Origin of the sequence: Microbacterium sp. B19(2022) (assembly GCF_012030385.1) — a bacterium.
Taxonomy (GTDB): Bacteria; Actinomycetota; Actinomycetes; order Actinomycetales; family Microbacteriaceae; genus Microbacterium; species Microbacterium oxydans_B.
Map to the genome: position 1 here is coordinate 83,062 of NZ_JAAUVO010000004.1, position 19,012 is coordinate 102,073.

Annotated in this window: 15 protein-coding genes; 3 read left to right on the forward strand and 12 right to left on the reverse strand. The window is 68.4% G+C overall.

The genetic code is table 11. From position 1 onward, the window contains the following. The first annotated feature begins 77 nt into the window (after positions 1-77). Positions 78-2,177 carry a prolyl oligopeptidase family serine peptidase gene (locus HCX50_RS04730; protein WP_167633182.1) on the forward strand — a complete coding sequence of 700 codons (2,100 nt, stop codon included), beginning with the start codon at positions 78-80 and terminating at the stop codon, positions 2,175-2,177. 55 nt (positions 2,178-2,232) lie between these two features. Here HCX50_RS04730 and HCX50_RS04735 read toward each other — a convergent pair whose 3' ends face one another. From HCX50_RS04735 to truB, 6 genes are all read right to left on the reverse strand, one after another. Beyond that, entirely contained in the window at positions 2,233-3,261 is a 1,029-nt protein-coding gene (locus tag HCX50_RS04735) for a 6-phosphofructokinase (RefSeq protein ID WP_091033617.1), read from the reverse strand. Positions 3,262-3,463: 202 nt separating this feature from the next. Further along, positions 3,464-5,608, reverse strand: coding sequence for a DEAD/DEAH box helicase (locus HCX50_RS04740; RefSeq protein ID WP_091033620.1), 2,145 nt, complete (start codon positions 5,606-5,608; stop codon positions 3,464-3,466). A 233-nt stretch (positions 5,609-5,841) separates the two neighbouring features. After that, positions 5,842-6,795 carry a bifunctional riboflavin kinase/FAD synthetase gene (locus tag HCX50_RS04745; RefSeq protein ID WP_167633183.1) on the reverse strand — a complete coding sequence of 318 codons (954 nt, stop codon included), beginning with the start codon at positions 6,793-6,795 and terminating at the stop codon, positions 5,842-5,844. Next, entirely contained in the window at positions 6,792-7,229 is a 438-nt protein-coding gene (locus HCX50_RS04750; RefSeq protein WP_237682347.1) for a hypothetical protein, read from the reverse strand. The genes HCX50_RS04745 and HCX50_RS04750 overlap by 4 nt, the downstream gene beginning before the upstream one ends. A gap of 57 nt (positions 7,230-7,286) precedes the next feature. Further along, the gene (locus HCX50_RS04755) at positions 7,287-7,655 is read right to left on the reverse strand and encodes a hypothetical protein (RefSeq protein WP_091033627.1); all 369 of its coding nucleotides are present in this window, start codon (positions 7,653-7,655) and stop codon (positions 7,287-7,289) included. Continuing rightward, complete coding sequence (gene truB / locus HCX50_RS04760; protein WP_167633184.1) at positions 7,652-8,551, reverse strand: tRNA pseudouridine(55) synthase TruB; 900 nt, start codon at positions 8,549-8,551, stop codon at positions 7,652-7,654. Before truB ends, HCX50_RS04755 begins: the two co-directional genes overlap by 4 nt. 108 nt (positions 8,552-8,659) lie before the next feature. On the opposite strand from truB, the gene HCX50_RS04765 reads away from it, so the two are divergent. Further along, entirely contained in the window at positions 8,660-9,556 is an 897-nt protein-coding gene (locus HCX50_RS04765) for an A/G-specific adenine glycosylase (RefSeq protein WP_167633185.1), read from the forward strand. Positions 9,557-9,561: 5 nt separating this feature from the next. Here HCX50_RS04765 and HCX50_RS04770 read toward each other — a convergent pair whose 3' ends face one another. From HCX50_RS04770 to nusA, 5 genes are all read right to left on the reverse strand, one after another. Beyond that, positions 9,562-11,490: a response regulator transcription factor gene (locus HCX50_RS04770; protein ID WP_167633186.1), complete on the reverse strand. Its 1,929-nt coding sequence runs from the start codon at positions 11,488-11,490 to the stop codon at positions 9,562-9,564. Between the two features lie 309 nt (positions 11,491-11,799). Beyond that, entirely contained in the window at positions 11,800-12,225 is a 426-nt protein-coding gene (rbfA, locus tag HCX50_RS04775) for a 30S ribosome-binding factor RbfA (protein ID WP_029263667.1), read from the reverse strand. 94 nt (positions 12,226-12,319) lie between these two features. Continuing rightward, positions 12,320-15,070 carry a translation initiation factor IF-2 gene (gene infB / locus HCX50_RS04780; RefSeq protein WP_167633187.1) on the reverse strand — a complete coding sequence of 917 codons (2,751 nt, stop codon included), beginning with the start codon at positions 15,068-15,070 and terminating at the stop codon, positions 12,320-12,322. Between the two features lie 94 nt (positions 15,071-15,164). Continuing rightward, a complete protein-coding gene (locus HCX50_RS04785) occupies positions 15,165-15,419 on the reverse strand; it encodes a YlxR family protein (protein ID WP_081859939.1) in 255 nt (84 codons plus the stop codon). A 62-nt stretch (positions 15,420-15,481) separates the two neighbouring features. Then, positions 15,482-16,465 (reverse strand): transcription termination factor NusA, encoded by a 984-nt coding sequence (gene nusA, locus HCX50_RS04790; protein ID WP_091033646.1) that lies wholly within the window; start codon positions 16,463-16,465, stop codon positions 15,482-15,484. 127 nt (positions 16,466-16,592) lie between these two features. On the opposite strand from nusA, the gene HCX50_RS04795 reads away from it, so the two are divergent. Continuing rightward, positions 16,593-17,948, forward strand: a complete 1,356-nt coding sequence (locus HCX50_RS04795; protein WP_167633188.1) for a flavin monoamine oxidase family protein — start codon at positions 16,593-16,595, stop codon at positions 17,946-17,948. Here HCX50_RS04795 and HCX50_RS04800 read toward each other — a convergent pair. After that, positions 17,917-18,957 carry a TIGR00730 family Rossman fold protein gene (locus tag HCX50_RS04800; RefSeq protein WP_167633189.1) on the reverse strand — a complete coding sequence of 347 codons (1,041 nt, stop codon included), beginning with the start codon at positions 18,955-18,957 and terminating at the stop codon, positions 17,917-17,919. The two genes, HCX50_RS04795 and HCX50_RS04800, sit on opposite strands and share 32 nt — an antisense overlap. Positions 18,958-19,012 lie beyond the last annotated feature (55 nt).

Below are 19,012 nucleotides of genomic sequence, written 5' to 3' on the forward strand. Positions count from 1 at the left end.
ACTTCCGTTAACCGGCCCCGCTAAATCCTCCCACCCTCCCCCGTGCCGGTCAACTCGACCTGGGATAGCGTGGGACGGTGACTGACGCTCCTCTCGCTGCCCGCCGCTCCACGCTCCGCACGCACCACGGTGACACCTTCGACGACCCGTACGAGTGGATGCGGGCGAAGGACTCCGCAGAGGTCATCGCGCACCTCGAGGCGGAGAACGCCCACACCGACGCCGAAACGGCACACCTCGCCGATCTGCGCGAGCGACTCTTCGAGGAGATCAAGAGCCGCGTGCAGGAGACCGATCTGTCCGTGCCCACCCGACGCGGCGACTGGTGGTACTACAGCCGCACCGAAGAGGGCGCGCAGTACGGCATCCATTGCCGGGCCGCAGCAGCGCACGACGACTGGACTCCCCCGAAGCTCGAGGCCGGCGTGCCGGTTCCCGGCGAGGTCGTCCTGCTCGACGGGAATGTCGAGGCCGAGGGGCACGAGTTCTTCTCGCTCGGGGCTTTCGACACCTCCGACGACGCGACGAAGCTGCTGTGGTCGACCGACTTCGAGGGCGATGAGCTGTACACGGTGCACGTGCGCGACCTCGTCTCGGGCCAAACCCTCGACGACGAGATCCCGAACACCGGCGGCGCGTTCTTCACCCCGGACGGCACCGGAGTTCTCTACACGACGCGGGATGAGGCCTGGCGGCCCGACACCCTGTGGCTGCACCGTCTCGGTACGCCGGTCGCGGATGATGTGCAGCTGTTCCACGAACCCGACGAGAAGTTCTGGCTCGGCGCCGGGATCACCCGCAGCCGCCGCTACCTCGTGATCGGCGTCGGTTCGAGCATCACCAGCGAGGAGTACCTCGTCGACCTGACCGGCGACCTCACCGCGGCACCGCGCCTGGTCTGGCCGCGCCAAGAGGGAGTGGAGTACTCGATCGATCACGCCGTGGTGGACGGCGAGGACCGGCTCTTCATCCTGCACAACGACGGCGCCCTCGACTTCGAGCTCGTCTCGGTGGCGGCGTCCGAGCCTCAGGGCGAGCGGCGCCGGGTCGTCGCCCATGAGGCGGGCAGGCGTCTGCTCGGCATGGATGCGTTCCGCGACTTCGCCACGATCGAATACCGCAGCGAAGGGCTCGAGCGCGTCGGGCTTCTCGACTACACCACGAACGCCGTCGACGAGATCCCCTTCGACGAGCCGCTGTACTCGGCCGGAGTGAGCGGGAACCCCGAGTGGCACTCCCCCTTCCTGCGACTCGGATACACGTCGTTCGTCACGCCCGGCACGGTATACGACCTCGACCTGTCGAACCGCGAGCTGGTCCTGCGCAAGCAGGTGACCGTCCTCGGCGGGTACGACCCGGACGAGTATGGCCAGAGGCGCGAATGGGCGACGGCATCAGACGGGGTGCGGGTGCCGATCTCGCTCGTGTGGAAGCGCTCATTCGGCGAGCCCGGCGTGGAAGCACGCCCCGTGCATCTCTACGGCTACGGTTCCTACGAGCATTCGATCGACCCCGGGTTCTCGGTCGCGCGGCTCTCGGAGCTCGATCGCGGCGTGATCTTCGCGGTCGCTCACGTGCGCGGCGGCGGCGAGATGGGCCGCCAGTGGTACGAAGACGGAAAGCTGCTCAGCAAGCGCAACACCTTCACGGACTTCGTCTCCTGCGGAGAGCACCTGGTCGCGACCGGCGTGACCACGCCGAGCCGGCTGGTCGCCGAGGGCGGCAGCGCCGGCGGCCTGCTGATGGGCGCGGTCGCCAACCTCGCGCCCGAACTCTTCGCCGGAGTCCTCGCGGGGGTGCCGTTCGTGGACGCATTGACGACGATCCTCGACCCGTCCCTGCCGCTGACCGTGATCGAGTGGGACGAATGGGGCGATCCTCTCCACGATGCCGACGTGTACGAGTACATGAAGTCGTACTCTCCGTACGAGAACGTCCGAGACGGCGTCCGTTACCCGCGAATCCTCGCGGTGACATCGCTCAATGACACCCGCGTGCTCTACGTGGAGCCGGCGAAGTGGGTCGCACGCCTGCGCGAGGCCGGTGCCTCCGATGTGCTCCTCAAGTGCGAGATGGTCGCCGGGCACGGCGGCGTGAGCGGACGCTACAACTCGTGGCGCGAGCGCGCCTTCGAGCTCGCCTGGCTGCTCGACACGCTCGGCCTCGCCGAGGTCTGAGAGGCGACGACGAAGCCCGCCCGTTCGAACGGGCGGGCTTCGTGGAGCTGAAGGCTCAGCCGAAGAGTGCGGCGGCCTCGTCGTAGCGGTAGCGCGGAACGGTGTTCAGCTCGCCCAGCGCGTCGGCGAACGGGACCCGGACGATGTCGGTGCCCTGCATCGCCACCATCTGCCCCCAGGCGCCGTCGACGAGCGCGTCCGCGGCGTGCAGTCCCAGTCGCGTCGCGAGGACCCGGTCGAACGCCGACGGGGAACCGCCGCGCTGGATGTGGCCAAGGATCGTGGCGCGCGTCTCGATGCCCGTGATGCGCTCGATCTCGGGAGCGATCAGATCGCCGATGCCACCCAGCCGGGGCCGGTTGAAGGCGTCGAGCCCCTTGTCGCTGTATGCCTCGTCCATGCCGAGGAGCTTGAAGCCTTCGGAGACGACGACCAGGGGCGCACGGCCGCGGTCGTGGGCGCTGGTCACCAGCTCGGTGACGTCGTCGATCGACATCGGCACCTCGGGGATGCAGATCACGTGCGCGCCGGCGGCCATACCAGCGTGCAGGGCGATCCAGCCGACATGACGCCCCATGACCTCGGCGACCATGCACCGCTGGTGGGAGTCGCCCGTGGTGCGGAGCCTGTCCATCGCGTCCGTGGCGATGTTCACCGCCGTGTCGAAGCCGAACGAATAGTCCGTCGCCTGCAGGTCGTTGTCGATCGTCTTGGGGACCCCGATGACCTTGATGCCGTCCTTCGCCAGACGGTCGGCGGCGGCGAGCGTGCCCTCGCCGCCGATCGCGATGATGCCGTCGATCTTGTGCCCGTAGAGGGTCTTGGCGATGTTCTCCGCTCCCCCGCGCTCACCCTCGTAGGGGTTCGTGCGGCTGGTGCCGAGGATCGTGCCGCCGACCTTGGACAGGCCCTTCACCTCGTGACGCGTGAGCGGCATGAAGTCGCCGTCGACCAGCCCGCGCCATCCGTCACGGATGCCGACGAACTCCAGGTCGTACGTGGTGGTGCCCTTGAGCACGATGCCGCGGATGACCGCGTTGAGGCCGGGGCAGTCGCCGCCGCTCGTCAGGATGCCGATCTTCATGCTGGTGCCTTCAGACGTTCGGGAGATGGGGGAAAGAGGCGACGCTGCCTTCGATCGACACTAGCGCCCCGCGTACCCGGGCGCCATTCGAAGCCGACGAAAACCGTCGATCTTGACACCGCGATCCGCCGATATCGAGGAACTTCCTGATCTCGGACGCCGAAGAGGCAAAACCGACGTTAAGAATCGGCGTTCTTCGCGCCTATGCCGCGCCCAGAGCCTGACGCAGCAGGTGCATCAACGCCGCCAGCTGCACCGGCTCTGCGGCCGACTCCTCGACGGCCTCACCGTCGAGCGCGCGTGCTGCGAGGCCCTGCTTCTGGTCGATCAACTCCGCGATCTTGGTGTCGATCGTGTGCGCGGCGATGATGCGCCAGGCGGTGACGGGCTCGTCCTGACCGATGCGGTGCACACGGTCGATCGCCTGAGTCTGCTCGGCCGCCGTCCACGAGAGCTCGGCGAGGACGACGTTCGACGCCGCCTGCAGGTTCAGGCCGACTCCGGCTGCGGTGAGCGAGCAGACCGCGATCCCCACGGAAGGGTCGCTGTTGAAGTCGTCGATCGCCTGCTGGCGAGTCGTCGAGGTCTGGTCTCCGCGGATCGACACCGACCGGATGCCCACGGCGGCGAAGTGCGCCTCGGCACGGTCCATGACGTCGATGTGCTTCGCGAAGAAGACGACCTTCCCGACAGACCGCTGCAGCTGCGCGGCATAGTCCGCCGCGAGCTGTGCCTTGGCCTGTCCGATTCGGCGGACCATCGTGAAGACGTTGTCTCCCCCGGTGCCCGCAGCCTTCGACTCCTCGAGCTCGTTCTGGGCGACGAGACGAATGATGTCTTCGTCGATTTCGCCGGGCGCCAGTCCACGGTCTCCGCGGGCCTCGATGATGCGGCGATACCGAGCCGCGAGTCGCTCGCCGAGTTCGCGCTCGGCCTGACGGATGCTGCGTCCGAACTCGTCGTCGAGCTGCACCGGCAGGTCGGCGATCAGCTTGTCCGGCAGATCGGCGGCGACGTCCTTCTTCTTGCGCCGGACGATACCCATCGAGATGACGGCGTCGCGTGCCTCAGGGTAGAACGCCTTGTCGGCCGGGGTGAACCCCGTCGCATCGAGCTTCTCCATCAGCTCGGGACCCGGCTTCTCGCCCGTGGTCCACCCCAGGAAGCGCCAGATCGCGTCGAAGTCCTCGACGTCGTTGATCAGCGGCGTGCCGGTGAGGGCGAGCATCAGGGGATCGTGTCCCGGCGTGCGCTCGCGCACCTGAGCAGCCAGCGAGAGCACGTTCTGGGAGCGCTGCGACGAGAGGTTCTTGATGAAGTGCGCCTCGTCGACGACCATTCCGCGCAGACCGATCGAAGCCAGCCACGACATGTGCCGGTCGAGGATCTCGTAGTTCACGATGAACACGTCGGCGAACGCGTCGATGTCCGTGCCGTCGCCCTGGATGACCGTGGCGCGACGCTGCGGCGTCCACCGCTCCACCTCACGCGCCCAGTTCATCTTCACGACGTTGGGCACGACGACGAGCAGCGGGTAGGCACCGGCCACCGAAGCCGCGAGCACCGACTGCGCCGTCTTGCCGAGGCCGGGCTCGTCTGCCAAGAGGAAGCTGCGGTGCCCGGCCTTCACGGCCTCCAGGAACCGCGACTGATGCACCATGACCTCGAGGCCCTTGGGCGAGAGGTGGTCGTACTCCGGCGCGGGCGGCAGATCCATCGATGCGGCGGATCCGCCGGCACCGGTCTCGAACGCCTTGTACAGCGGGCCCATGAGCTCCCAGCCGTCGAGACGGCGGCGCGGCGTCGCAGCCGGTCGCGGCGTCAGGTCCGGAGCCAGGAACGGGTTCGCCAGCTGCCGAGACTCGACCGACGGCGGTGTGACCTGTCGCTCGGCGATCGCCGCGGGGACCGTGGAAATCTGAACGGGTGCAGCGTCGGCGATGATCAGCTCTTCGGGAGCGAGCTCCGCTCCCGATTCGAGGAGCCAGTCGCGTCGCATGCGCTTCGCCACCGGCGACGTCGCCTGGTCGGCCTCGAGCAGCTGGATGAGCGACGTGTCGCGCGCGGCCGTCTTCGCGAGGATCGTGGCCACACCGTCGAGCCGCTTCAGCAGCTCAGCGCGTGCGGGATCGCCGATCTCGGCGTCAGCCTTCACTCTGGCGCGCTCCTCGCGCACCAGGAACGCGATCACCTGGAACTTCACCCGGTTGGTGGGACCGAGCTTCCCCCGCTGCGACTTCGCCTCGATCTCGCGCACCTTGCGCGCGAGGATCGGGATGAGGGGTGCCTCATCGTCGCGACGGGACGTCTTCTTGCGCCGTGTGGTGGCGGTTGCCGTGGTCGGCATGCTCCTCCTGAGCGTGAAGGCTCGGGCTTCCCCATGAAGCCTCGGGCCGTTCTCGTTGTCCGCGTGTGGCGTGAGCCAGGACCGTACGAACAGTGGGTCGTCTTCCCGTCGAAGCACGCGAGAAGCGTGAGAATCGGCGGGAGCCGACTCCATTCTATGTCATCGGACGGATGTCCTGCAGATCACCCACGCCGAGTCGTCGAACGACGACCGGGAACGCGGCGGCACGGTGACTATCCGGTCGTGATGCCGAGAGCCCGCGCGGCATCCGTGACGTCCGCCCCCATCTGCTCCATCAGCTTCTCGATGCCCTCGAAAGCGACCATGCCCCGCAACCTCGCCACGAACTCGACAGTGACGTCGTGTCCGTACAGGTCGAGTCCGGTCTCTCCGAGAACGTGTGCCTCGACCTGGCGCACCAGAACGTCGTCGAAGGTCGGATTCGTACCGACAGAGATCGCGGACGGATGGCGGATGCCGGTGTCGTGATCGACGAGCCACCCGGCGTACACGCCGTCGGCGGGAACGAAGGCGTCGACGATCGTCGAGAGGTTGGCGGTGGGGAACCCCAGCTCCCGTCCGCGCTTGAGGCCGTGGACGACCTCGCCGCGGACATCGGGATAACGCCCGAGCACGGTGGCCGCCGACGCGACGTCGCCCTCCATCAGCAGCTCGCGGACCCAGCTGGACGAGACCCTCCGCGTGGAGCCGGAAAGATACACGTCGTCGACGACCTCGACGGAGAAGCCGTAGCGGGGGCCGAGCTCGCGCAGCAGCTCGGGGGTGCCCGCACCTCGGTGCCCGAAGCGGAAGTCCTGGCCGACCAGGACCGTCGACACCTGCAGGGAACCGACGAGGATCTCGACGACGAAGTCCTCCGCGCTGCGGGCTGCCATCTCCTGGTCGAACGTGAGCACGAGGGTCGCGTCGATCCCGAGGTCGCCCAGCAGCTCGAGCTTCCGGTCGACGGTGACGACGTTCTCGGGACACCGATCCGGACGGATGGTGGCCAACGGGTTGCGGTCGAAGGTCACCGCCACGGATCGACTTCCGGTGGCGGCGGCTGCCTCGTTCAATCGCGCGATGACGGCGCGGTGTCCGGCATGGACGCCGTCGAACTTGCCGATGGCGACGGCGCTCGGTCCGAACCCGGCCGGTACTTCCTCCGGGCTGCGGAAGACGATCACGCGTGCACCTCGGCCGGAATCACGGCGTCGACGGGGCGGTGCGTGCGCAGCCACCAGATTCCGAACACCGGGAGGACCAGCGGGATGAACAGGTATCCGCGCCCGAACAGCGACCACACCGTTTCGTGCTGGAACAGTGCCGGCATCAGGATGCTCAGCAGCCCGACGACGAGAACGCCTGTCAGTTCGAAGACGATCGCGATCCAGGCGACGGTGTACCACCCGCGCCTGCGGGCGAGCACCAGCGCGAGGGTCGCGAGGATATAGACGACGGCAGCGAGTGCGGAGAGGGAGTACGCCAGCGGCGCCTCGTCGAATCGGCGGACGATCTGCACGAAGCTGCGGCCTGTGGCGGCCAGCGCCATGACGGCGTAGACGATCACGAGGACGCGACCGATTCCGGTCATCCGAGTGGAGGGGGCGGTGGAGCTCATAGCGCATTCCATCCTAGAGCCGCGGGAGGGCACCGGACTCCGCCGCGACGCCTCACGTCACGCGATCTGGACGGTCCAGATGACCTGCATGCGCCACAGCATGATCGCGATCGCGAGCGCAGCCACACCCAGGATCACCGTGCTCCACCGGCTGCGCTCCATGAGCGCCCACAGTACGGCTCCGATGGGCAGGAGCACCGCCGACACCAGGTAGACCCAGTACTCGAGCAGGTCGCCCGTCGGCGGGTTTCCCGCGAGGGGTGCGACGATCGCGACGATCACCTGGACGACGAGCAGCACCTCGACGAGGGCAAGCGCACCCACGCTGAAGTCACTCGGCCGTCTGCCGAGCAGACCCGCGACGAGGCAGAAGACGCCTGCTGCGACCGCGATGATGATCTGCGCGATCGTGAACCACAGGATCATCGGTCAACCTCCGGCATGTTCATAGCGCTCTTGAGGTCGGCGCCGCGCTTCTCGACGATGCCCACCAGAGCGCCGTCCGGGTCGATGGCCGCCGTGACCGCGCCTGGGCCGTCGAAGCGGCCGGCCTGTCCCTGGAGCCGCTTTCCGTGGCGGAGGTCGCGCGCCTCATCGGCCGACACCTCGAGCACGGGAAGGATCCGCCCGGCGGCGTCCGCCGGAGTCAGTGTGGGGGCTCCCTCGAGCCCGTCGATTCCGACCGCGTCGCCCACGACAAACGGCCCCACTCTCGTACGCCGGAGGGCCGTCAGGTGCCCGCCGACGCCGAGTGCCGCACCGAGGTCGCGGGCGAGAGATCGGATGTACGTTCCGGACGAGCAGTCGACGATCACATCGAGGTCGAGAAAGCTCTCCTGCCGACGCCGCTCCGATACGTCGAAGCGCGAGACGACGACGTTCCGTGCGGCGAGCACGACCTCTTCGCCGGCACGGACGCGATCGTATGCACGCCGTCCGTCGACCTTGATCGCGGACACCGAGCTGGGAACCTGCGAGATCTCGCCGGTCAACGCCAGGATGCCCTCGTCGACCGCGGCATCCGTGACCGCGCTCCATGCCTCGGGTTCGGCGGTCGTCAGGATCTCGCCCTCGGCGTCGTCGGTCCCGGTGGTATGTCCGAGACGAATCGTCGCCTCATAGGTCTTGTCCGCGCCGACGATGTAGGTGAGCAGTCGGGTGGCTCCTTCGATGCCGATGACGAGGAGTCCGGTCGCCATCGGATCGAGTGTTCCCGCATGGCCGACCTTCCGTGTGCCGAACGCGCGCCGCGTGCGGGCGACCACGTCGTGGCTGGTCAGCCCAGCGGGCTTGTCGACGAGAAGGATGCCGGGCGAGACCATCCCCCCAGCCTACCGACGACGCGCCTGCCACCCGGTCCGGAAGGGCCGCCGGTGGCGCGCCGCGGATCGCCGACCGGCCGCGGGTCGCGGCTCACGTACGCTGGAGGGATGCCCGGACCGCAGGCCCCCTCCGAAGTCGTATCGCGCCTGCCGACGTGGTACCGCGCGACCGCTCGCGACCTGCCGTGGCGCCGCACCGATTTCCATGACGAGCTCGGCGCCTGGGGCGTTCTGGTGAGCGAGTTCATGCTCCAGCAGACACCTGTCTCCCGGGTCGTCCCCCACCTCGAGGCGTGGTTGGATCGATGGCCGACCCCTGCCACGATGGCGACGGCGTCGGCAGCGGACGTCGTGAAGCAATGGGCGAATCTGGGATACCCCCGGCGCGCGCTCTGGCTGCACCGCGCCGCCGTCGAGATCACCGAGCGGCACGGCGGGATCGTGCCGCGCGACGTCGAGGCTCTCCTCGCCCTGTCCGGTATCGGCGACTACACGGCCCGCGCGGTCGCGGTCTTCGCTTACGGCGACCGTCACCCGGTCGTCGACACGAACACTCGGCGCGTCCTGGCCAGGGCTGTTCAGGGGCGGGCCCAGCCGGCACCGCCCTCGCGGCGCGACCTGGAGCTGATGGACTCCCTCCTGCCCGACTCGCTGGCCGACGCCGCGGAGTTCAACGCCGCCATGATGGAGCTCGGCGCGACCGTGTGCACGTCGCGGGCGCCGCGATGCGAGCAGTGTCCCCTGGCCAACAGCTGCGCGTGGCTGGCAGCCGGCAGGCCGGACACCGGGGATGAACGCCGTCGCCAGGCCGCCTACGAAGGCTCGGATCGACAGGCACGCGGTGCCGTGCTGCGGCTGCTGCGCGACCGCTCCCCCGAACCCGTGCCGCTCGACCTCGTGCTCCCGGACTGGCCGGATCCCCGTCAGCGCGACCGGGCGATCGACTCGCTCATCGCCGACGGCCTCGCCGAAGCCGACGGGATGGCCCTCTCGCTGCCGCGCTGACGAGCTCAGAGGTGATGGTCGGTGCGATGTGCCAGCACCGTCAGCTCGACCCGACTGCGGACATCGAGCTTCGTAAAGACCCGGCCGAGGTGCACCTCCACCGTACGGACCGAGAAGTTGAGCATCTCGGCGATGTCACGGTTCGCCGCCCCGCCGACGGCGTACATCGCGACTTCCAGCTCGCGCGCGGTCAGCTGCAGCGACCATGCGGCTCGACACGCCGCCAGCGGATCGACGGTGGGAACGATGCTCCCCTCCTTGGCGTCCAGCCTGTCCAGCCGTCCGCGGATCGTGCGCGCCCAGGCCGTCGCACCGCACAGCTCGAACAACCTCTCGGCGTGCTCCAGGTGGATACGAGCCGAGGGATGATCGTCGCGGATGGCGTACTGGGTGCCGAGCATCGTCTCCACCCTCGCGCGCGCGAACGGGGAGCGGAGCGTCCGCGCCTCCTCGCGCACTTCGACGCACTCGGAACGCCAGCGACCATCCCCAGCCGTCGCCAGCCGGACGCGCAGACTCTGCGCGAGAGCGATCTCCGGCGGCTCGATGGATGGCGCGGGTGTCGAGCGTCCGTCCGGATCGAGCGCCAGCTCGTCGAGCGCAGGAACCGTCATGGTGGTCCGCGCCGATCCGAGGTCGGCCCAGAGACGGATGGTAGCGGCGGCGTCGTCGAACGAACCGGCGAGGAAAGACTGGATGCCGCGATCGACGAGGCGGTCGATCCTCGAGCCCGCCGGCAATCCCGCAGTGAGCGATCGGGCGTACGGTCCGAGTTCGCCGAGCACGGCCAGGTCGAGACGTCTGGCGAGCACCACACCCAGTCCGGCGAGTGGCAACGCCAGCGGCAGCACGAGTGCCGCCTGGATCAGCCGGTCGCGCGCCAGGCCGATGTCACCGCGCCACACCAGCAGCAGAACCTCGACGACCGCGCGATACGACTGGACGACGGGGCTGTGCTCGAATCCCGGGACGAACGGATCCGCCTCCGCGGACATCCCTGATCCGCCTCTCGCGAGCACGCGCAGCCCCAGGTCGATGTCCCCGTCCATCGCGGCCTGCAGCGCGCGCAGCATCCCTCCCGTCACCGGCCCGGACCCAACGGTCGCGTCGATGTCGCGTTCACCCGCGATCAGCCAGCTCAGCGCGACGACGGGGTCCCTGAGCTCACGCTCGACACCTGTTCGAGTGGCGCCTTCCCGCACGGCGTCGAGCCAGACGCGCATCCCGCGTCGATCGCCCCGTTCGGCGCACATCACCGCGGCCAGAGCAGCGGCCTTCGTCCAGTGAGACCAATCGGCGGCGTCATCCGTGCACGGACGCAGCACTCGCGGGTCCACTTCCGGCACTGCTCCCTGCTCGAACGCCTGAGCGACGAACAGGCCACCGAGTCCCCTGAGCCGCCGATGCTCCGCCGCGTGCGGGTACAGACCGCTGAACCACGCCACCGCTTCCGCGGCGAAACCGGCGCCGACGGCCGAAGCCCCCGCGACGAGATGCGCTTCGTCGCGGGCGCCGCCCACCGCGTGCCCCGCCGCCTCTCTCGCGAGCAGCAGTGCTCGTTCGGGGTGGCCGGCCTCGCTGAGTTGTCGCGCGACGACTGTCAACTCGACCGCGCTCTCCGGAGCCGCCTCGAGGGAAGCGCGAGCGCGGTGCCAATCCTCGCTCACGCGGTCTCCGCGACGCCGGAAGATCACGCTCAGCCGCTCATGGACCCGGGCGATGACCGCGGTGCACGTGGTCGCTCTGATCCAGATGGAGAGGCGGGGGTCGGCGAACCGCGAGTGGCCGGCATGCAGACGTACGTGCTCCCCCACCGGAGCGGCGGCGATCGCGGCCGCCGACCTCCCGTCGAACTCGAGGAGGGCGTCGAGCCCACCGTCGAGGCAGACCGAAAGCGCCGTCAGCAGCTCGCGATCCCTGCCATCGAGCTGCAACGTCTCGAATCTCCGTGTGATCGAGGGTACGAGCGGCAACGGGCTGGGTAGCGGGCGTAAGCCATGTCGTTGATCCGCCGACAGCCGCTCGGCGACTTCGCGGATCGTCGGAGAATCCGCGTCCAGCTCGGCAGCGAGACGGGCGAGCACATGGGGCGCACAGGCGAGGTCGACCTCCAGGAGCTCGTCGAGCAAGAGGCCCAACGCGGCGGGCGCGACGAAGAGAGCCCCCTGTGTACCCGTACCCTCGATGCCGTTCCCCCAGCTTCACGGAAGCGTTCCCGCGAAGCCGAGCGTATCAAACGGCGATCACTCCGGGTCGTCCTCCGTGCGGTACGGATCGGTGTCGCCGGCGTGGGATGCGGAGGACGCGAGTTTCGCGACGTCGGCATCGCGCTGCTGTGCCTCGCGGAGCAGCGCACCGATGTGGTCCGCGTTCTCCGGGAGGGCATCCGGGATGAACTCGAGCGTGGGCACCAGACGGGTGCTCAGCTGCCGTCCGACCTCGCTGCGCAGCATGCCGGTCGCCGAGGTGAGCGCAGCACCGCTGGAGATGCGCTCTTCTTCCGTGCCCAGCACCGTGTAGAACACCGATGCGTGCTGAAGGTCACCGGTCACACGGACGTCGGTGATGGTGACGAAGCCGAGGCGCGGATCGCGCAGCCCCTTCTCCAGCCGCTCGGCGAGGATCACGCGGATACGATCCGCGAGTCGGGCCTGTCGTTCGCCTGCCATTGTTCTCTCCCTGTCCAGGAACCCTCAGGGCGTCCTCCTCTCCGCGCTCCGGAGGAGCGGGAGCGAAGGACGCCCGAAGGTGTTTCGAAATTGATCAGCCGCGAGGCTTCTCGATGAGCTCGGTCGTCTCGATCTCGTCGCCGATCTGGATGTCGTTGTACTTTCCGAGACCGATACCGGCCTCGTAGTCGGTACGGACCTCGGTGACGTCATCCTTGAAGCGACGCAGCGACTCGATGGCGAGACCATCGGCCAGCACGACGCCGTCGCGGATGACACGAGCCTTGGCGTTTCGCGTGATCGTTCCCGAACGAACGATGACACCGGCGATGTTGCCGAACTTCGAGGAGCGGAACACCTCGCGGATCTCGGCGACACCCGACTGGACCTCTTCGTACTCCGGCTTGAGCATGCCCTTGAGCGAGCTCTCGATCTCGTCGATCGCGTTGTAGATGACGGAGTAGAAACGGATGTCCACGCCTTCACGGGCGGCGCGCTCGCGCGCCTTCGTGTCGGGGCGGACGTTGAAGCCCACGATGATCGCGTTGTCGATCGTCGCCAGGTTCACGTCGGACTCGGTGATCGCACCGACGCCGCGGTGGATGATGCGCAGCTGCACCGAGTCGTCGACCTCGATCTTGAGGAGCGACTCCTCCAGCGCCTCGACGGCACCGGAGACGTCACCCTTGATGATGAGGTTGAGCGACTCGACCTTGCCGTCTTCGAGAGCACGGGTGAAGTCTTCGAGCGAGATGCGCTTGCGGGCCTTGGCCAGCTGGGCGTTGCGCTCGACTGCTTCACGCTTCTCCGCGATCTGACGGGCCATGCGGTCTTCCTCGGTGACGATGAAGACGTCACCGGCACGCGGCACGGAGTTCAGACCCTGCACCTGCACCGGACGCGACGGGTAGGCCTCGAGGACCTGCTCGCCGTTCTCGTCGGCCATGGCACGCACGCGACCGTACGCCGTTCCGGCGACGATGGCGTCACCGATCCGGAGCGTTCCGGACTGGATCAGCACGGTGGCGACAGAACCGCGACCCTTGTCGAGCTTCGCCTCGATCGCGACACCGCGGGCACCCTTGTTCGGGTTGGCGGTCAGATCGAGACCTGCGTCGGCCGTGAGCAGCACGGCGTCCAGGAGCTCCTGGATACCCGTGTTGGCGCGAGCGGAGACGTCGACGAACATGACGTCGCCACCGAACTCCTCGGCGACCAGACCGTACTCCGTGAGCTGCTGACGCACCTTCGACGGGTTGGCGTCGGGCTTGTCCACCTTGTTCACCGCGACCACGATCGGCACGTTCGCCGCCTGGGCGTGGTTCAGCGCCTCGACCGTCTGCGGCATGATGCCGTCGTCGGCTGCGACCACGAGGATCGCGAGGTCGGTGACCTGCGCACCACGGGCACGCATGGCGGTGAACGCCTCGTGACCCGGGGTGTCGATGAACGTGATGGCCCGCTCGATGCCCTCGTGCTCGGTCCAGACCTGGTAGGCACCGATGTGCTGGGTGATGCCGCCGGCTTCGCCCTCGATGACGTTGGTCTGACGGATCGCGTCGAGCAGTCGCGTCTTACCGTGGTCGACGTGGCCCATGACGGTCACGACCGGAGGACGGATCTCGAGGTCGTCCTCGCTCTCCGCCTCCAGCTCGGCCTCGAGGTCGAGACCGAAGCCCTCGAGGAGCTCCTTGTCCTCGTCCTCGGGCGAGACCATCTGGATCTTGTAGCCGAGCTCAGCGCCCAGGACCTCGAACGTCGCCTCATCCAGTGACTCGGTGGCCGTGGCCATCTCGCCGAGGTTGAAGAGGATGGTGACGAGGGTTCCGGGCTGGACCGTGTAGCCGGTCAGCGTCTCGATCTTGTCGGCGAAGTCCGAGATGGATGCGCCGCGGCGCATGCGGATGACCTCTCCGTTGCCGCGGGTGACGTTGACGCCACCGACGACCGGAGCACTCCGCATCTCGAACTCTTGCCGCTTCGCCCGCCGCGACTTGCGCTGCTTGCTCTTGCCGCCGCCCTTGCCGAAAGCACCTGCGGTACCACCGCCGGGACCACGGCCACGACCGCCACCGCCACCGGGACGACCGGCGAAACCGCCGCCACCACCGGGACGTGCGCCAGGACCGCCGGCACCGCCGGGTCCACCGGCACCGCCGGGACGACCGGGACCGCCGGGACGCTGCTGGAACGGAGCGCCGGGACGACCGCCGCCGCCGCTACGGGGTGCGCCGGGACGCGGCGAACCGGGACGCGGAGCACCCGGACGGGGCGCACCGGGGCGCGGAGCCTGCGGACGCGGGATGTTGCCCGGCGTCGGGCGCTGACCCATGCCCTGCGCGGATGCGAAGGGGTTGTTGCCCGGACGGGGTCCGGCCGGGCGCTGACCCATCCCCTGCGCGGAGGAGAACGGGTTGTTGCCGGGACGCGGGGCGCCGGGAGTCGGTGCGCCGCCCTCTGCGGGCTTGGATGCTTCCGCGGGTGCTGCTGCAGGGGCCTCTGCCGCGGGGGCAGGCGCCGGTGCAGCAGGCGCGGGCGCCTCGGGGGCCGGAGCCTCCGGGGCAGGCTTGGGACCGGGCTTCGGACCCGGGGTGGGCGCGGGCTTGGCGCCCGGCTTCGCTGCCGACTTGGCGGCAGCCGGCTTGGCCGCAGGGGCAGCCTCAGCCGCACCCTTGAGCGACCCGTCGGCCTCGATCGCCGCGCGCAGCTTGCGCGCCACCGGCGGTTCGATGGTCGAAGAGGGGCTCTTCACGAACTCACCGAGTTCTTTGAGCTTTGCAAGAGCGACCTTGCTGTCGACGCCGAGTTCGGCGGCGATCTCATGTACGCGTGGTTTACCAGCCACAATTCTCCTGTCTGAGTCGGTCCACCCAGACAGGGCAGACCACTAGTCGCGGACGGGTCTCATTTCGAGCCGTTCACTTTGTTTCCATAGCTGTTCAGCCTTTGTTTCTTGGTGGGTGCTGTTCGAAGGTCCGCGTGTCCAGCTCAGTGGACACGCGCAGTGCTCTTCCGAATGCACGGCGCCGCAGAGCGGCATCCATGCATTCCCGGGTCGGATGGACCCACGCGCCGCGCCCCGGCAGGACAGCACGGTCATCGGGGATGAGGGTGTCGTTCTGGGCCACCACCCTGAGCAGGGCAGTGCGGGGAGCACGCGTGCGACAACCGACGCACGTTCGTACGGGTTCCATCTTACACCTGCGTTTCACCCCGCCTCGCCCGCACGCCGGGCGAGGCGGAAGGCCGGAGCCGGTCAGTCGAGGACGCTGTCCGGCTGGATGTCGATCTTCGCGCCCGTGAGCTTGGCGGCCAGACGCGCGTTCTGACCCTCCTTGCCGATCGCGAGTGACAGCTGGTAGTCGGGCACCAGCGCGCGGACGGCTTTGGTGCTCGCGTCGAGCACGAAGGCGCTCGTGACCTTCGCCGGCGACAGCGCGTGTGCCACGAACGTGGGCAGATCGGCGTCGTAGTCGACGATGTCGATCTTCTCCCCCGCAAGCTCCTCCGTCACGGCGCGCACGCGGCGTCCGAGCTCCCCGATGCAGGCGCCCTTCGCGTTGATCGACGGGTCGTTCGCCTTGACCGCGATCTTCGTGCGGTGACCGGCCTCTCGAGCCAGGGCCACGATCTCGACGAGACCGGCAGCGATCTCCGGCACCTCGAGCGCGAAAAGCTTGCGGACGAGCCCCGGGTGGGTGCGGGATACCGTGATCTGCGGTCCCTTGAGCCCCTTGGCGACGCTGGTGACGTACACACGCAGGCGCGATCCGTGGGTGTACTCCTCGCCGGGCACCTGCTCCTCCGGGGGCAGGATCGCCTCGACGGCGCCGAGGTCGACGTGGATCATGCGCGGGTTCGGCCCCTGCTGGATCACACCGGCGACGATGTCACCCTCTTTGTCCTTGAAGTCACCGAGCACGACGTCGTCCGCGATGTCACGCAGACGCTGGCTGATGACCTGCTTCGCAGCGAAGGCCGCGATGCGACCGAAGTCGTCGGGGGTCGCATCCTCTTCGCCGATGATGGCGTCTTCCTCGTCGCGGACGACCTGCAGGATCGCGACATGCCCGGTCTTGCGATCGAGGTGCACGCGGACGCCCTCGGGCGTCGCACCGTCGTCGGAGACATGCTTGGAGTACGCGGTCAGGATCGCCTGCTCGATGATGGCGACGAGTTCGTCGAAGGGGATCGCCTTCTCCTTCTCGATCCCTCGCAGAAGACTCAGTTCGATGTCCATGACGGCCTCTCTATTCAGCTCTCGTCGCGCCTGTTCGCACGCGCGACATCCGTACCACGATACCCTGTGCCAACCGGCCCCTGCCACGACGGCAGCAGTTTTCCGCGCCGGAAGTCGAGGAGGACAGATGGGATCGTTCGACACCATCGTGATCGGTGCGGGAATGTCGGGTGTCACAGCCGCCCGGATGCTCGCCGATGCCGGGCATCAGGTCGTGGTCCTCGAAGGACGCGACCGCGTCGGCGGGCGTATGCACACCGACCGGGAGGCGGGGTTTCCCGTGGATCGCGGCGCCTCCTGGATCCATGGGATCGATGGTTCGCCGTTGTGGGATCTCGTCCAGGTGCTCCGGATTCCGACGATCGAGTACACGGTGGGCAGTTTCCAGGTCGGCGGGCGAGCCATCGAGAACTTCGACGGAGAGGGAAGGGCCATGGGCGCCGACGCCACCGCCCAGTGGATCGACGACGTCGACGCGGTCGATCGACTTCTCCTCGACGAGATCGACTCCTCCTCCCCCGACGACACCTATCGGGATGTGACCGAGCGCGCGCTCGATCGTTCCGGCCTCTCCCCGGAGCGCATCGACGACATCCGCGAATTCTTCCGCCACCGGGTCGAGGAGCAGTGCGGAGCCTGGATCGGAGACCTCGACGCCCACGGCCTCGACGAAGACGCGATAGACGGCGACGAGGTGATCTTCCCGCGCGGATACGACGAGGTGCCTCGACGCATCGGCGCCGGCCTCGACATCCGCTTCGAGACGACAGTGACGAAGATCATCCGCTCGACCGGAGGAGTGATCGTCCATGCCGGCGACACGGCGTTCACCGCGGATCAGGTCGTCGTGACGGTGCCGTTGGGAGTACTCAAGGCAAGGTCGATCGAGTTCGAGCCGGCACTGCCGGATGCCGTGGCCGGTCCTCTCTCACGTCTCGGGATGGGAATCTTCAACAAGGTCTTCATCCAGTTCGACCAGCGGTTCTGGGACGAGGACAGCTACGTGCTGCGCGCGCTCGGCGAAGCCGGCGAGCACTGGCATTCCTGGTACGACGTGTCCGCCGTCAGCGGGCTGCCGACCCTGCTGACCTTCGCCGCCGGACCGTTCGGGAGGCGCATGCAGGAGCTTCCAGACGAGGAGGTGGTCGCCGACGTCGTGCGCGCGCTCCGTGCCCTCTACGGCGACGCGGTCGGCGAGCCCCGGGCACACTGGGTCACACACTGGGGCGCCGACGAGTTCTCGAACGGCTCATACTCGTACCTCGCGCAGGGGTCGACCCATCACGATCATGATGACCTGGCCGGCCCCGTCGACGGAGTCCTGCACTTCGCGGGTGAGGCCACCTGGGGAGACGAGCCCGCCACTGTCGGTGCGGCCTACTACTCGGGGCAGCGGGCCGCGGAACGGATCCTGGGCCGGGCGATCGACCTCGGCGACTTCGCAGCCGGCATCATCGAGCGGGAGCAGAAGGAAGCGCGTTGATCGCGCCGATCAGCCGGAACAGATTGCCGACCTGACGCTGATCGAGGCGGAGTATCAGCCGCGGTAGCTCCAGCAGGTCGTCGTCGGCGACCTCGGGCTGCCGGGGTGCGGTGCGCTCGATCCGCCCGGAGGAGAGCATCGGGGCGAACTGCTCGTTCAGTGCATCGATCTCGGCATCCGTCGGCTCGGCACGCAGCCGCAGCACGAGCGCATCGCCGACCCATCGCAGCGAGTCGTAGTTGTGCCAGAAACCGGTGATCTCCGCCCGAGCGGCATCCACGGAATCGGTGATCACGACACGATCGAAGTCTCCTTCCGAGATGACTCCGGTCGGGGCGAGGTGGTCGTCGATGAAGCTGCGGAGGCCCTGCCAGAACGTCCCGCCCGGCTGATCCAGGAGCACGATCGGCGTCGGCTCGGCCTTGCCGGTCTGCTGGAGGGTGAGCAGCTCGAACATCTCGTCCAGGGTGCCGAATCCACCGGGCAGGCAGATGAACCCGGCCGATTCCTTGATGAGCATCAGCTTGCGGGTGAAGAAGTACTTCATCGCGACCACGTGATCCTGCCCCGTGACGAGGCCGTTCGCCTTCTCTTCGAACGGCAGGCGGATCGAGACTCCGAGCGAAAGTGCCGGCCCCGCGCCCTCGGAGGCGGCCTGCATGATGCCGGGGCCGGCGCCCGTGACGACCATCCAGCCATCGCCCGCCAGCGCTGCGGCGACATCGCGCGCGGTGAGGTACAGCGGATCGTCCTGCCGGGTGCGGGCCGAACCGAAGACCGTCACCTTGGGGACTCCGCGGAACGGGGCGAACAGACGGAAGGCGTCGCGCATCTCGGCCAGAGCCGCCGAGGCGATCTTCAGATCGAGGCGGTCGGCGCCGTCCTCGCCGAGCAGGATCGCCGTGCGCAGCATCCGCATCACCAGCCGTCGGTCGGCGTGCACCCCGGCCTCGTCGAGGACGGCGTTGATCTCGGAGCTGAGGGCTTCGGGCAGTGGTTCGTCGATCATGACACCAGCGTGGCACGCGGCGCCGAGAGCGCGGCCCGCAACGCCGGGCATCGCG